Origin of the sequence: Methylobacterium sp. NMS14P (genome assembly GCF_028583545.1) — a bacterium.
GTDB lineage: Bacteria > Pseudomonadota > Alphaproteobacteria > Rhizobiales > Beijerinckiaceae > Methylobacterium.
Window position 1 is genome coordinate 4,868,164 of the sequence record NZ_CP087106.1, and the last position, 13,335, is coordinate 4,881,498.

Genomic DNA, 13,335 nt, shown 5'->3' on the forward strand with positions numbered 1-13,335 from the left:
ACCCTGTCCCTCTCCCGCACGGGAGAGGGGACCCGCGCCCCGTTCCGGAGCCGCGTCATCGCCCACGCTGCGTGTGGCAGGTGTCCCGCAGAGGGCGGAGGGGGATCGCGCGTCTCGGGCACCGCAAAAACACTCACCACGGGTTGCTCCCGGCGGGTATCGCGGTGCCGGCCTCGACCCGGCGGGTCTGCTCGGCGCGCAGGCGCAGCTTGAGATAGCGGCCGGGATCGTCCGGCAGGGTCTGGAGCCAGAGCCGGTCCGGGCGGATCTCGTGGGCCTCGAAGCTCTTGGTCACCCGGCGGACCTCGCGCTCGGGCGCCTCGGCCACCATGGCGGCGCCGCCGCCGGTCCGGCCGCGGCCGGCCGCGTCGCCGGCCGAGCCCCGGGCCTGACCCTTGCCGGCATCGATCGACTGCTGCTCGGCCTTGCCGCGGCGAGCGACCTTGCTGTTGCCGGGCAGCGACGCGCTGGCGTTCGACTCCTTGTTGCCGGCGAGACCCTCGCCGCTGGAGGCGGCGTTGATGTCGTTGTTCTGGTCCTGGTTGGCGGTGTTGTTGTAGCGGGCGCCGTACTGGGCCGTGCCGTTGGCGATGCCGCCGCCGGGCCCGCGGTCGATCACCTCGGCCCGCATCCGGGCGATGAGAGAGCGGTTGGCCTGGGCGTCGGCGTCGCGGGGGTTGAAGCGCAGCGCCTCGTCGTAGGCCGCGAGCGCACCGTCGAGGTCGCCGGCCCTGGCCAGCGCGTTGCCGAGATTGTAGCTCGCCCGCCGCCCGCCGGCGCGGAACAGCGCGATCGCGTCCCCGTAGCGGCCGGCCTCGTAGAGCGCGGCGGCGCGCCAGGCCGGGTCGGCGAACACGTCCGCGGCGAGGCCCGGCAGGCCGAGGCCCATCAGCAGCCGCCCGAAGCCGGTGCGGGGCTGCGAGACCGCGAGCAGCGCCAGGAGGCCGACCCCGGCGAGCGCGAGGCCGGCGACGCGGGCGAGACGCCGCCAGCGCGGCGGCAGGCCGGCCCGGAGCGGGGCGGCGAGGCCGGTCTCGGGAAGGGTCAGCCGCATCGGACGCTCCGCATCACGCGCTCCTGCGGAACAGCAGCAGGGCCGGCAGCGCCGCCAGCAGCAGCAGCCAGCGCCCGAGATCCGCGTAGGCCAGGACGCCGTAGCCGCCGGCCGCGAGGTGCTGGGCGAGCCCGGCCCCGACCGCGTCGAGCACCGGGCCGGGGGTCGCGATGTCGGCGGTGGTGCCGCCGCCGGCCCGGGCGAGGGCGTCGAGGGCGGTCCGGTCGGGCTTCGGCGCGCCGGGCGGCAGCGGCTTGTCGGCCGGGACGTAGAGGGTCTGGAGTCGCCAGCCGTGCTCGGCGATGGCGCGGGCCTCGCGGGTGGCGGCCTCGCCGATGCCGTCGCCGTCGCTGATCAGCACCACGTCGGCCGCCACCACGTTGGCCTCCGCGAGGGTGCGGCGGGCAAGCGCCAGCCCGCGCTCGGGGTGGGAGCCGCGGTCCGGCACCGTGTCGGCGTCGAGGGCGAACAGGGTGGTGCCGAGGCTGTCGCGGTCCGTGGTCGGGGAGGCGGCGAGGTAGGCGTCGCCCGCGTAGACCACGAGGGCGACCGCCCGGGTGCCGGCGGCCTCCGCCACGGCGGCGGCGGCCTGCCGGACGCCCTGGAGGTTGCCGCTCTCGGTGACCGAGCGCGACAGGTCGACGACGAGCACGGTCTCGTCGAGGTTGCGGAAGGTCCGCCCGTCCGCCCGCTCCACCGCGGGGCCGGTCAGCGCCAGGGCGATCAGCCCGGCCGCCAGCGCGGCGGCGAGGTTCGCCTGCCGCCGGCCGCCGAGCACCGCGCCGGCCCGGGCGAGATGGGCCATCAGCGCCGGGTCGACCGCCCGGGCCCAGTCGCCGAGCGGCGCCGAGCGCCACGCGGCGCGAAAGGCCAGCAGGACCACGACTGGGACCGCCAGGAACCACCAGGGGCGCAGCAGCGCGACGGCGTCGAGGGCGCTCATCGGGTGGATCCTCCTACCCGAATTCCCTCATCCTCCGCGGCCTGTGCCACGCACCGGCACGCCAGGATGCGGGGGTCGGTCGGACAGGCGTGGTATCGAACCATCACACCCCCCTCCGGCTGGCCAGCAGGAGCGCGGCGCTGAGGAATGCCAGGGCGGCCGGCCACGGCCAGAGGTCCCGGCGGAGCGGCAGGGGCGGGGCGAGGGCGCGACCGCCCTCCAGCCGGTCGATGGCGTCGGCGACGCGGACGAGGTCGTCCGTGGTGCGCACCCGGAACGCCTCGCCGCCGCTCGCCCGCGCCATGTCGCGCAGGGTCTCGGTGTCGACCACGTCCTGCTCGCCGTCGGCGTCGGCCATGTCGCGGGGTCCCAGCGCGATCGTGTAGACCTTGATGCCCAGCTCCTTGGCGAGCTCCGCCACGTCTTTGGGGGCGGTCTGGCCGGCATTGTTGGCGCCGTCCGACAGCAGGATCACGGCCTTCGCGGCCTTCTCGCCCGGCCTGACCCCGGCGGCCTCGCCCCCCGCGTCCCGCGGGTCCAGCCGGCGCAGCGCGAGCCCGAGGCCGTCGCCGATGCCGGTGGACCGACCGCTGATGCCGATCGTGGCCTCGTCCAGCGCCCGGGCGACCGCCGCGGTGTCGAAGCTCGGCGCCGCCGCCACGTAGGCCTGGTCGGCGAAGATCACGAGGCCGATCCGGTCCCCGGCCCGCCGTCGGATGAAGTCGGTGCCGACGCGCTTGACCGCGGTGAGCCGGTTCACGGTCTCGCCGTCGAGGGCGAAGTCGCGCCGCTCCATCGAGCCCGACAGGTCCATGGCGATCATGATCTCGCGACCCGAGGCCGGGAGGGCGGCCGCCGGCATGACGAGGCGCGGGCCCGACAGGGCCGCCACCAGGGCGATCCAGAGCGTCCAGGTGAGCAGCGCCCGCCGCCGGCCCCGGGCCGCGCGGTCGGCGCCGGCGCGCGTGCCGGCCACCAGGGTCGCGGGCACGCGCAGGGCGCCGCTGCCGCCCTCCGGCTCCGCCGGGATCAGGCGCGCGGCCAGCAGCGGCAGGGGCAGCGCCAGCAGCACCCAGGGCGCGGCGAGGTCGAAGGCCGACAGGAGCGCGCTGAGCCACGCGGGCAGGAATCCGCTCATGCCCGCAGCCGCCCGATCAGGCGGGCGAGTTCGGCGTCCAGGGCGTCGAGGTCGGGATCCTGCCGCCGGTACAGCCCGTCGGCGAGCACCCGGCCGGCGCCCCGGGTGAAGAAGTCGGTCCGGAACAGCCCGTCCAGCCGGGCCGCCCAGTCCGCGCCCGTCGCCCGGGTCCCGGGCCCTGCCTCGCCGGACCGGTCGAGGGATCGGTCGAGTCTGCGCAGCAGCCGGGCCTGGGCGACGAGACGCGCCTCCGGGTCGAGGCCGCGGCTCCGCGCGAGCTCGGCGAGCGCCGCCCGGCGCAGGGTGGCCCGCGCCCGGCCGCGCGCGTAGCGCACGAGCCCGACCAGCAGGGCGGCGAGGAAGCCCAGGGCGGCGGCCGCCACGACCTCGCCCTGCACGGCGCCGGCGGCGCCCCCGGGCAGGTGCAGGCCCCGGAGCTGGTCGAGGGACAGGGGGATCTCGGCGGGCGCGACGGGGTTCATCGGGTCGCGCCGCGGATCAGGTCGCCAGGTCCGGTCTCACAGCACCGCATCGAGGCGCTCCATGAGCGGCGCGTAGGCCTCCGGGCCGGTCTCGACGTCGAGGCGCACGCCCGCGATGCCCCGGCGGGCGTAGTCGGCGAGCCGGGCCTCGGCGGACTCCCCCGCCGCCCCGGCCACGGTCGACGGTACGGTCGGCAGCGCGGTCCCGCGGCGGCCGTCCGCGAGGGCGAAGGGGTAGTAGCCCGGCGGCCGGGCGCGCTCGAAGGCGTCGCTCACCAGGATCAGCCGGATGGCGATCCGCTCGGCGAGCAGGGTCAGGAGCTCGTCGAAGCCCGGGCCGGGATCGTCCAGGGCGCTGGCGATGACGAGGTGGCCGCCGGCCGGCAGCAGGCTGCGGGCGAGGGCGAGCGTCGCCTCCAGCGGCGGCTCCGCGCGGGTCGGCGCGCCGGATTCGGCCGCCAGCGCGTCGGCGTGGGCCTGGGCGAGGGCGCCGGTCACCGCGATCATGGCGCGCTCGCCGCCCGCCGGCCGCAGCACGGTCGGCGCCCCGGCCGCGGCGACCGCGAGGCCGACCCGGCCGCCGTCGGCGGCGACCCGCCAGCCGAGCAGCGCCAGGGCCTCGGCGGCCGCCACCGAGCGCAGGGCCCGGCGGGTGCCGAACAGCATCCCGGGCCGGAAATCGGCGAGCAGAACCACGGCGCGGTCGCGCTCGTCGTGGTGGGTGCGGACGTGCAGCTGCCCGGTGCGGGCCGTGGCGTTGCGGTCGATGAAGCGGCGGTCGTCGCCCTCGGACCAGAGGCGGACATCCTCCGGCTCGGAGCCGCGCCCGCGGCGCCGGGTGACGATGCCGCCGGGCAGGCCCGCCAGCGTCCGGGTGGCGGGCGCGGAGCCCCGCCGGGCGAGGTGGCGCAGGCCCATCAGGGCCTCGCCCGAGAGGTGGATACCGTGCTCGGCGCGGTCTCGCCCCGCCCCCTGGGCGGGGAATGGGGGCCCGGCGGTCGGGCCGACCGCCCCCGGGGCCGGGGGCGGGGATCTGCGGCGCGCCTGCCCGAACCCGAACACCGTCAGAGCGCCCGCACCCGCTGCACCAGCTCGCCGACGAGGCCGCGCGCCGTCCTGCCCTCGGCCGCCGCCCGCCAGGTCAGGCCGATGCGGTGGGAGAGGGCGTCGCGGGCCAGCTCCGCGACGTCCTCGGGCGTGACGTGGTCGCGCCCCCGCAGCCAGGCCCGGGCCTTGCCGGCCATCATCAGCGCCAGGGTGCCGCGCGGGGAGGCCGGGTGCTCGATCATGGCGCGCAGGTCCGGGGCGGCCGCGTCGGTGCGGGTCGCCGCCACCAGCCGGACGAGGTAGTCCTTGAGGGCCGGCGACACGTAGGTGGCGAGCGCCGCCTCCCGGGCGGCGCGCACGTCCGCGAGCGACAGCCGCACGGTCATCGCGTCGACGTGGTGGGTGATCTCGCCCTCCACGAGGTCGAGAATCGCCCGCTCGGTGGTCTCGTCGGGCATGTCGACCACGACGTGGAGGAGGAAGCGGTCGAGCTGCGCCTCCGGCAGCGGGAAGGTGCCGGCATGCTCGATCGGGTTCTGGGTCGCCACGACCATGAACGGGTCGGAGAGCCGGTGGGTCGTCCCCGAGACCGTCACCTGCCCCTCGGCCATGGATTCGAGCAGCGCCGACTGCACCTTCGGGGGCGCGCGGTTGACCTCGTCCACCAGCACGAGGGCGTGGAACAGGGGCCCGGGCAGGAACTCGAAGGTGCCGCTGTCCTGGCGCCAGACGGTGGTGCCGGTGAGGTCGGCCGGCATCAGGTCCGGCGTGCACTGGATGCGCGCGAAGGAGCCGTCGAGGCCGTCGGCGAGCCGCTTGACCGCGCGGGTCTTGGCGAGCCCCGGCGCGCCCTCGATCAGCAGGTGGCCGCCGGTCAGGAGCCCGATCAGCAGGCGCTCCACGAGGCCGGCGCTGCCGATCAGGCCGCGCTCCAGCCCCTCGCGCAGCGCCATGACGCGGCCGTGCAGGGCGGCGTCGGGAGCGCTGGTGGGGGTACTGTCTGGCGCGCTGTCGGGCCGGCGTTCGGCGAGGGCGCCGCTGGTGGCGCCGCTCATGCGGAGAACGTTCCGGTGCGGACCGAATCCGCCCGTCGGGCCATATCGTGGGCCGTGTGCTGCATCCTGCACGTCTCCTCGGCCGGGTCCCGAATTCTTAAGGGATCCTCAGGCTCTTGCCGGTGTGCCCGCTGCCCGGTGCGGCCGTCAATCCCGCTTCGGACACGCTTTCCGGTCCCGGCCGGGCCATGGTGTCACGGTTCCGTCACCTCCCCGCTTTCATGAGACGGTGGATGACCAGCTACGCCGCCCTCCCCGAAGAACTGAAATCCGCGATCGGCCTGCTCGTGGCCTTCGTGCTGGGCACGATCATCGGGGCCGAGCGGCAGTACCGGCAGCGCACCGCGGGCCTGCGCACGGCCGTGCTGGTCGCGGTCGGGGCCAGCGCCTTCGTGGATCTCGGCATGCGGCTGACCGGGCCGGACGGCGGCGTCCGCACGGTGGCCTACGTGATCTCCGGCATCGGCTTCCTCGGCGCCGGCGTGATCATGAAGGAGGGGATGAACGTCCGCGGCCTCAACACGGCCGCGACCCTGTGGTGCTCGGCCGCGGTCGGGGCCTTCTGCGGCGCTGACCTGCCCCTGGAGGCGGTGTTCGTGATGGTGACGGTGCTCGCCTGCAACACGGCGCTCCGGCCGCTGGTGAACGCCATCAACCGCGCGCCGATCCGGGAATCCGCCACCGAGGCGACCTACGAGGTCCAGGTCACCACGGCGCCCGGCGAGGCCGGGCCGGCGCAGGACATGCTGGTGGAGCGGCTCGAGGCAGCGAACTACCCGGTCGGCAGCGTCGAGATCGAGGAGCGCGGCGAGAGCGCGGTCGACGTGGTGGCGACGCTCACGGCCAGCGCCGTCAAGGCCGAGGAGCTCGACGCCGTGACCAACGAGCTGGCCCGCATGCCCGGCATCCGCCACGCCACGTGGTCGGTGCAGACCGCCGACTGAGCGCGGGCGATCCGGGCCGTCAGCGGCGCGGGTCGAGGGGGCGGATGCGGCGCTCGATCACCACGGTCGGGCGCGTCCGGCGCTCCACCACCACGGTGCGCGGGGCCCGGCTCGGGCTCGCCTGGGTCAGGATCCGCTCGGGCGCGCGCTCCGGCTTGACCTTCTTGGCCGCCAGGACGTGGGGGCGGACCTCGTCGGCCGGCAGGCCCATCAGGCCCGCGGCGATCTCGACCTGCTGCTCGACGTCCTCCGCGAGATCCTGCGCGGCGGCGACCGCCTCGCTCACGGTGGGTGGCTCGCGGCGGACGCGAATCGGCGGCAGGTCGGCGAAGCTCTTCTGCGTCTTCTTCACGGGGCGACTCGCAGTCTTCATGCACCAGACATAGCGCCTTCCGGGCAGGTTGTGCAGTGCATCAAAAACGTGTGGTGGGCGCCTCCCGCACATGTCTCGCGTCTGGGTGGCGCCGATGTGAAACCGGCGTGATCCCGGTTGCCGCGGCCTTGTGCAGCCGCGGGCGTCCCGTGTCCGATCGGCCGGGCTTCGGGCGATCCCGTGGGCAGATGCCAGCCGCACCGGTCGCGGAACGCGCCTCCATGCGTCATAGTGGCGCAGACCGACGGGCCCGCTCTTACCCGCGCTTCAACCCGGCATGGTAGGGTCAGCGTATGACCGAGAGCCTCGATCCCCGGCTGACCCCGGCCCGGCCGCACGTCGCCGATCTCCGCCTGCGGGACCGCGTCGCGGCGGCGCGCTACGTCGCCGGGACGCGCCGCCGCGTGACCGCCCCGTCGGCGCCGCTGCGCCGCGCGCCCGTCGCCGACGCGGGGCTCGACACCGAGGCGCTGCTGGGCGACGCGGTCGATCTCTACGACGCGGCGGACGGCTTCGCCTTCGTGCAGCTCGCCCGCGACGGCTACGTCGGCTACCTGCCGGCCGACAGCCTCGGTCCGGCCGATCCGGAGCCGACGCACCGCGTCACGGCCCTGCGCACCTTCCTGTATCCCGAGCCGGACCTGAAGCGGCCGGTCCTCGGCCATCTCAGCCTCGGCGCCCGCCTCGCCGCGACGGGGGAGGCGGGCGCGTACCTCGAGACGCCGGGCGGCTACGTGTTCGCCGGCCACTGCGCGCCCGTCGACAGGCGCGAGCCGGACTACGCGGCGACGGCCGCGCGGCTCGCCGGGACCCCCTATCTCTGGGGCGGCCGCACCAGCCTCGGGCTCGACTGCTCCGGCCTCGTGCAGCTCTGCCTCGACGCGGCGGGGCTGCCCTGTCCGCGCGACGCCGACATGCAGGAGCGGGCCCTCGGGCAGGCGCTGCCCTTCGACCCTGCGCGCCCGGACGTCGCGGGCCTGCGCCGGGGCGACTTCGTCTTCTGGCGCGGCCATGTCGGGCTGATGGCCGATCCCGAGACGCTGATCCACGCCAACGGCCACCACATGGCAGTCGCCGCGGAGCCGCTCGCCGAGGCGGTCGCCCGCATCGCGGCGCACAGCTTCGGCGCCGTGACGGGGATCCGCCGCCTCTGAGCGGGCTATGAACGGCTATGAGCGGGCCGGCACGGGTCCCATTGCCGCGGCAATCGTGCTACAGACGTGCCACGGAGCGGCTCCGCTTCCCTCTTCCCGCCCGGTTCCTGCGCCAGTCCTGTTGACAGGACAGCCCCGCCCTCGCCACATCCCCCGCATGACCGCCGATATCGCGACCCCCGAGCCCGTCCCGGGCACCGCCGGCAAGCCGCCGCTGGAGATCCTGCTCTGCGCCCCGCGCGGCTTCTGCGCCGGCGTGGTGCGGGCCATCGACGTCGTGGAGCGGGCCCTCGCCATCTACGGGCCGCCCGTCTACGTCCGCCACGAGATCGTGCACAACAAGTACGTCGTGGAGAGCCTGAAGCGGAAGGGCGCCGTGTTCGTCCGCGAGCTCGACGAGGTGCCGGACGGCGGCGCCCCGGTGATCTTCTCCGCCCACGGCGTGGCCAAGACCGTGCCGGCCAACGCTGATTCGCGCGGGCTGACCACGATCGACGCCACCTGCCCGCTGGTGACCAAGGTTCACCGCGAGGCCGAGATCCACCACAAGCGCGGCCGCCACGTGCTGCTCGTCGGCCATTCCGGCCATCCCGAGGTGGTGGGCACGATGGGCCAGCTACCCAAGGGCTCGATCACCCTGGTGGAGGATCTCGAGCAGATCGCGGCCCTGACCCCGGACAATCCCGACAACCTCGCCTGGGTCACCCAGACGACCCTGTCGGTGGACGACACCCGGCACATCGTCGAGGCCCTGAAGAAGAAGTTCCCGAACATCACCGGGCCGCACAAGGACGACATCTGCTACGCCACGACCAACCGCCAGGAGGCGGTGAAGCAGGTGGCGCCGCTGGTCGACGCCCTGATCGTGGTGGGCTCGTCGAACTCGTCGAACTCGCAGCGCCTGCGCGAGGTCGCCGAGCGCGTCGGCTGCCCGATCACCCGCCTTGTGCTCCGCGCCGAGGAGATCGACTGGCCGGCCTTCGAGGGGATCCGCAAGCTCGGCCTCACCGCCGGCGCCTCGGCCCCCGAGGTCCTGGTCGAGGAGATCATCGACGCCTTCGCGGCCCGCTACGACGTGATCGTCGACACGGTCTCGACGGTGATCGAGGACATGGTCTTCCCGCTGCCGCGGGAGCTGCGCAGCGAGGCCGCCGAGTAGGCGGTCCGATCCGACAGCGCGGGCCCGACGCTTCAGGCTCGGGGCGCGGCAGGCTTTGTGCGGGGGCGCTTCGGCGCCCCTTGCCGTATCGAACTTCCGACATCAGAGCGCAGACACGTGGCCGTCTACACCGAGGTATCCGACGCGGCGCTCGCCGAGTTCCTGTCCGCCTACGCGATCGGCAGCCTGCTCTCCTTCAAGGGCATCGCGGAGGGCGTCGAGAACTCAAACTTCTTCCTGCACACGACCGAGGGCGCCTACATCCTGACGCTCTACGAGAAGCGCGTCCGGGAACAGGACCTGCCGTTCTTCATCGGGCTGATGGAGCACCTCTCGGCCCGCGGCCTCGCCTGCCCGCAGCCCGTGCGCGACCGGGCCGGCCAGGCCCTCGGCCAGCTCTGCGGCCGGCCCGCCGCCATCGTGAGCTTCCTGGAGGGCGTCTCGGTCAAGGCGCCGGGCGTCGAGCATTGCCGGGAACTCGGCCGGGCCCTCGCGGAGCTGCACGCCGCCGGCCGGGACTTCCCGATGGTGCGGGACAACAACCTCTCGGTGTCCGCGTGGCGCCCGCTCTTCGCGCAGGCCGAGGCCCAGGCCGATTCGGTCGAGCCCGGCCTCGCGGCGCGCACCCGGTCGGACCTCGCCGTCCTGGAGGCGCACTGGCCCCGGGATCTGCCGGGCGGCGTCATCCACGCGGACCTGTTCACCGACAACGTCTTCTTCATCGGCGACGCCCTGTCGGGCCTGATCGACTTCTACTTCGCCTGCACGGACGCCTTCGCGTACGACCTCGCGGTCTGCCTGAACGCGTGGTGCTTCGACCCTGACGGCACCTTCCACCGCGACATGGCCGCCGCGCTGATCGCCGGCTACGAGGCCGTGCGCCCCCTGGAGGCCGCCGAGGTCGCCGCCCTGCCGATCCTGTGCCGGGGCGCCGCCCTCCGCTTCATGCTCACCCGGCTGGTCGACTGGCTGAACGTGCCCCCGGGCGCCCTTGTGAAGCCGAAGGACCCGCGGGAATTCGATCGCCGGCTCACATTCCACCGCCGGGCGCGGGACGCCCGCGATTACGGGCGGGCGGGCTGAGACGCGGATGAGCCGGCGACCCGCTGAACAACCGGGTCGATCCGTCTGCCACGACCGGTTTGACAGAGCCCAACCCCGTCATCACGAGCGCAGCGAAGTGACCCAGGGTCGCGCGACGCTCGTCGCCGTAGCGCTGCCCTGGATCGCTTCGCTGCACGCGCAGTGACGGCTGGGCCGCAGGGGGCAACAGGCGGCCGCACCGCTTCGGGAAGGGGCGGAACCGCCGACCCTCGCGTTCGAACGAATCGTCGAGCCGCTCAGTCGGTCTCGCCGTCCAGACCCAGCCAGTGGCGCCCGTCGCGGGCGAGGAGCGTGTCGGCCTCCGTCGGGCCGGCGCTGCCCGCGGGATAGAACTTCACCTCCGCCTGCGGCCAGCCCTCGAGCAGCGGATCGACCGCCGCCCAGCCGGCCTCGATGTTGTCGGCGCGCTGGAACAGCGTCGCGTCGCCGGTCATGCAATCGTAGAGAAGCGTCTCGTAGCCGACATTCGGCCGGTCGGCGAAGAAGTCCTTGTAGCGGAAGCCGGAGCGCACCCGGCCGATCTTCATCTGCGGTCCCGGCACCTTGACGTTGAACTCGGTGCTGACCCCGTGATCGGGATCGATCTGGATCCGCATCACGGTGGGCGCGAGGTCGGCCGTGGGGGTGTCCTCGAACATCTTGAACGGCGCCGGCTTGAACAGCACCGCGATCTCGGTGCGCCGCCCGGTCATGCGCTTGCCGGTGCGGACGTAGAACGGCACGCCGGCCCAGCGCCAGTTCTCGATGTTGAGCTTCAGGGCGATGTAGGTCTCGGTGACCGAGTCCTTCGCCACGTGCGGCTCGTCCCGGTAGGCGGGCACGTCGCGCCCCTCCGAGGTGCCGGCCGTGTACTGGCCGCGCACCGCGTCCTCGGGCGGGATCGGCTTCACGGCCTCGGCGAGCTTGGCCTTCTCGGTGCGCACGGCCTCCGCGTCGAAGGAGTTCGGCGGCTCCATGGCGACCATGCAGAGCAGCTGGAACATGTGGTTCGGCACCATGTCGCGCAGCGCCCCGGTCGGCTCGTAGAAGCCGCCCCGCTCCTCGACGCCGACGGTCTCGGCCGCCGTGATCTGGATGCTGTCGATGTATTCCCGCCGCCAGACCGGCTCCAGCAGGCCGTTGGCGAAGCGGAACGCCATGATCGACTGCACGGTCTCCTTACCCAGGAAGTGATCGATCCGGTAGAACTGGCTCTCGTCGCCCTGGCGCAGGATGCGGGCGTTCAGCTCCCGGGCCGAGGCGAGATCGGAGCCGAACGGCTTCTCGATGACGACGCGGCGGAAGCTGTCGCCCTCCTGCTTGAGCAGGCCGGCCTGCCCCAGCCCATCCACGATCGTCCCGAAGAAGCGCGCCGCCACCGCGCAGTAGAACACCGCGCTGCCGGTGACCCGCTGCTTCACGGCCGCGTAGGTCTCGGGCTTCTCGAAATCGCCCTTGAGGTAGTGGAGTCGCTCCCGGATGAAGCCCCAGCTCTTCGGGTCGATGTGGTCGGCGTGGAACTCCGAGGTCGGGTCCTTGCTGAACGCCTCCAGGGTCTGGGTGAGATTCTCGCGGAGCGACTCGTCGGTGCCGTCGTTGTGATCGATGCCGAGGATCGAGAAGCCCTCGGACAGAAGGCCCGCGCCGGCGAGATTGTAGAGCGAGGGCATCAGCAGGCGCTTGGTGAGGTCGCCGCCGGCCCCGAAGATCACCAGCGTGCAGGGCGGCGCCGGCTGCGTGCCGCAGGCTGCCGTGTCCTTGAGGGCTGTCGTCGGCTCGGCCATCCCTGACTCCCGTGTGGCTGCGGTGCAGCAAACCGGCCTGACAACCCGCCGCGGCGAGGCCCGTTCCGGTGCCCCCTTGGGCTATGCTGCGCCGAGTCTAGGATCAAGGAACCCCGCATGCATACCCACTCCCTCGAACCCTGGGCCCACAGCCACGTCTTCCTGGGTGACCGGCACGATCGCCACGCCCGCCGGACCTGGGCGGTGGTCGCGCTCACCGCCGTCACGATGGTGGTGGAGATCGTCGGCGGCACGTGGCTCGGCTCGATGGCTCTGGTCGCCGACGGCTGGCACATGTCGACCCACGCGGCGGCGCTGGGCATCGCGGCGCTCGCCTACCATTTCGCCCGGCGCCACGCGGACGATCCCCGCTTCAGCTTCGGCACCGGCAAGTTCGGCGATCTCGCGGCCTTCGCCAGCGCGCTGCTGCTCGGCCTGATCGCCCTGCTGATCGGCGCCGAGAGCCTCGACCGGCTGCTGCACCCGGTGGCGATCGGCTTCGGTCAGGCGATCCCGATCGCCGTGCTGGGACTCGCCGTGAACCTCGCGAGCGTCTGGCTCCTGCACGACGACCACGACGGTCACGGCCACGCCGCCCACGGTCACGCGCACGGCGGTCACGCGCACGGCGGCCATGGCGGCCACGACACGAACTTCCGCGCCGCCTACGTCCACGTCCTGGCCGACACGCTGACCTCGGTCCTGGCCATCGTGGCGCTGCTCGGCGGGCGCTATCTCGGCCTCGCCTGGCTCGACCCGGCCATGGGCCTCGTCGGCACCGCGGTGATCCTGGCGTGGTCGTGGAGCCTGCTGCGGACGTCCGGCCTCGTGCTCCTCGACGCGCGGCCCTCGCCCGCCGCCACCCGGGAGATCCGGGAGCGCCTGGAGGTCGGCGGCGACCGGGTCAGCGACCTGCATCTCTGGCAGGTCGGGCCGGGCCACCGGGCCGCCGTGATCGCCCTCGTCAGCGACGATCCCCGGCCGCCGGCGCACTACAAGGCGCGGCTCGCCGGAGTGAGGGGCCTGAGCCACGTCACCGTCGAGGTCCAGCCCTGCGGGGGGCACGCGGCGGTGGCCTGAGAGACACCGCGCCCCGTCCCGGCGCGCGTCGCGAGCGGG

The 13,335-nt window shown here is 74.1% G+C and carries 13 protein-coding genes; 5 read left to right on the top strand and 8 right to left on the bottom strand.

Annotated features, from left to right (window positions below; genetic code table 11):
* Window positions 1-133 precede the first annotated feature (133 nt).
* The 6 genes from LOK46_RS23160 to LOK46_RS23185 form a co-directional block, all read right to left on the bottom strand.
* Window positions 134-1,054, bottom strand: a complete 921-nt coding sequence (locus LOK46_RS23160) for a tetratricopeptide repeat protein (protein ID WP_273560737.1) — start codon at window positions 1,052-1,054, stop codon at window positions 134-136.
* Window positions 1,055-1,067: 13 nt separating this feature from the next.
* Entirely contained in the window at window positions 1,068-1,997 is a 930-nt protein-coding gene (locus LOK46_RS23165; protein WP_273560738.1) for a VWA domain-containing protein, read from the bottom strand.
* A gap of 103 nt (window positions 1,998-2,100) precedes the next feature.
* The gene (locus LOK46_RS23170; RefSeq protein WP_273560739.1) at window positions 2,101-3,135 is read right to left on the bottom strand and encodes a VWA domain-containing protein; all 1,035 of its coding nucleotides are present in this window, start codon (window positions 3,133-3,135) and stop codon (window positions 2,101-2,103) included.
* Window positions 3,132-3,617 (bottom strand): DUF4381 family protein, encoded by a 486-nt coding sequence (locus LOK46_RS23175; RefSeq protein WP_273560740.1) that lies wholly within the window; start codon window positions 3,615-3,617, stop codon window positions 3,132-3,134. The genes LOK46_RS23170 and LOK46_RS23175 overlap by 4 nt, the downstream gene beginning before the upstream one ends.
* A 36-nt stretch (window positions 3,618-3,653) precedes the next feature.
* Window positions 3,654-4,535, bottom strand: coding sequence for a DUF58 domain-containing protein (locus tag LOK46_RS23180; protein WP_273560741.1), 882 nt, complete (start codon window positions 4,533-4,535; stop codon window positions 3,654-3,656).
* A 146-nt stretch (window positions 4,536-4,681) separates the two neighbouring features.
* Window positions 4,682-5,719, bottom strand: a complete 1,038-nt coding sequence (locus LOK46_RS23185; protein WP_273560742.1) for an AAA family ATPase — start codon at window positions 5,717-5,719, stop codon at window positions 4,682-4,684.
* A gap of 233 nt (window positions 5,720-5,952) precedes the next feature.
* Here LOK46_RS23185 and LOK46_RS23190 point away from each other — a divergent pair, with 233 nt between their 5' ends.
* Entirely contained in the window at window positions 5,953-6,663 is a 711-nt protein-coding gene (locus LOK46_RS23190; RefSeq protein WP_020094035.1) for an MgtC/SapB family protein, read from the top strand.
* 19 nt (window positions 6,664-6,682) lie between these two features.
* On the opposite strand, the gene LOK46_RS23195 is transcribed toward LOK46_RS23190, so the two are convergent.
* Window positions 6,683-7,015: a hypothetical protein gene (locus LOK46_RS23195; protein ID WP_273560743.1), complete on the bottom strand. Its 333-nt coding sequence runs from the start codon at window positions 7,013-7,015 to the stop codon at window positions 6,683-6,685.
* Window positions 7,016-7,329: 314 nt separating this feature from the next.
* On the opposite strand from LOK46_RS23195, the gene LOK46_RS23200 reads away from it, so the two are divergent.
* The 3 genes from LOK46_RS23200 (at window position 7,330) to LOK46_RS23210 (ending at window position 10,432) form a co-directional block, all read left to right on the top strand.
* The gene (locus tag LOK46_RS23200) at window positions 7,330-8,190 is read left to right on the top strand and encodes a C40 family peptidase (RefSeq protein WP_273560744.1); all 861 of its coding nucleotides are present in this window, start codon (window positions 7,330-7,332) and stop codon (window positions 8,188-8,190) included.
* Window positions 8,191-8,347: 157 nt separating this feature from the next.
* Window positions 8,348-9,349, top strand: coding sequence for a 4-hydroxy-3-methylbut-2-enyl diphosphate reductase (gene ispH, locus LOK46_RS23205; RefSeq protein WP_056533661.1), 1,002 nt, complete (start codon window positions 8,348-8,350; stop codon window positions 9,347-9,349).
* 117 nt (window positions 9,350-9,466) lie between these two features.
* On the top strand, window positions 9,467-10,432 hold the full coding sequence (locus LOK46_RS23210) for a homoserine kinase (RefSeq protein ID WP_273560745.1): 966 nt from the start codon (window positions 9,467-9,469) through the stop codon (window positions 10,430-10,432).
* A gap of 257 nt (window positions 10,433-10,689) precedes the next feature.
* Here LOK46_RS23210 and zwf read toward each other — a convergent pair whose 3' ends face one another.
* The gene (zwf, locus tag LOK46_RS23215) at window positions 10,690-12,216 is read right to left on the bottom strand and encodes a glucose-6-phosphate dehydrogenase (protein WP_273560746.1); all 1,527 of its coding nucleotides are present in this window, start codon (window positions 12,214-12,216) and stop codon (window positions 10,690-10,692) included.
* Between the two features lie 117 nt (window positions 12,217-12,333).
* Here zwf and dmeF point away from each other — a divergent pair, with 117 nt between their 5' ends.
* Window positions 12,334-13,296, top strand: a complete 963-nt coding sequence (gene dmeF / locus LOK46_RS23220; RefSeq protein WP_273560747.1) for a CDF family Co(II)/Ni(II) efflux transporter DmeF — start codon at window positions 12,334-12,336, stop codon at window positions 13,294-13,296.
* Window positions 13,297-13,335: the final 39 nt, after the last annotated feature.

Excerpts from the sequence above, each read along its gene's own strand:
- LOK46_RS23160 (WP_273560737.1), bottom strand. The coding sequence starts at position 1,054 with ATGCGGCTGACCCTTCCCGAGACCGGCCTCGCCGCCCCGCTCCGGGCC.
- LOK46_RS23165 (WP_273560738.1), bottom strand. The coding sequence starts at position 1,997 with ATGAGCGCCCTCGACGCCGTCGCGCTGCTGCGCCCCTGGTGGTTCCTG.
- LOK46_RS23170 (WP_273560739.1), bottom strand. The coding sequence starts at position 3,135 with ATGAGCGGATTCCTGCCCGCGTGGCTCAGCGCGCTCCTGTCGGCCTTC.
- LOK46_RS23175 (WP_273560740.1), bottom strand. The coding sequence starts at position 3,617 with ATGAACCCCGTCGCGCCCGCCGAGATCCCCCTGTCCCTCGACCAGCTC.
- LOK46_RS23180 (WP_273560741.1), bottom strand. The coding sequence starts at position 4,535 with ATGGGCCTGCGCCACCTCGCCCGGCGGGGCTCCGCGCCCGCCACCCGG.
- LOK46_RS23185 (WP_273560742.1), bottom strand. The coding sequence starts at position 5,719 with ATGAGCGGCGCCACCAGCGGCGCCCTCGCCGAACGCCGGCCCGACAGC.
- LOK46_RS23190 (WP_020094035.1), top strand. The coding sequence starts at position 5,953 with ATGACCAGCTACGCCGCCCTCCCCGAAGAACTGAAATCCGCGATCGGC.
- LOK46_RS23200 (WP_273560744.1), top strand. The coding sequence starts at position 7,330 with ATGACCGAGAGCCTCGATCCCCGGCTGACCCCGGCCCGGCCGCACGTC.
- ispH (WP_056533661.1), top strand. The coding sequence starts at position 8,348 with ATGACCGCCGATATCGCGACCCCCGAGCCCGTCCCGGGCACCGCCGGC.
- zwf (WP_273560746.1), bottom strand. The coding sequence starts at position 12,216 with ATGGCCGAGCCGACGACAGCCCTCAAGGACACGGCAGCCTGCGGCACG.
- dmeF (WP_273560747.1), top strand. The coding sequence starts at position 12,334 with ATGCATACCCACTCCCTCGAACCCTGGGCCCACAGCCACGTCTTCCTG.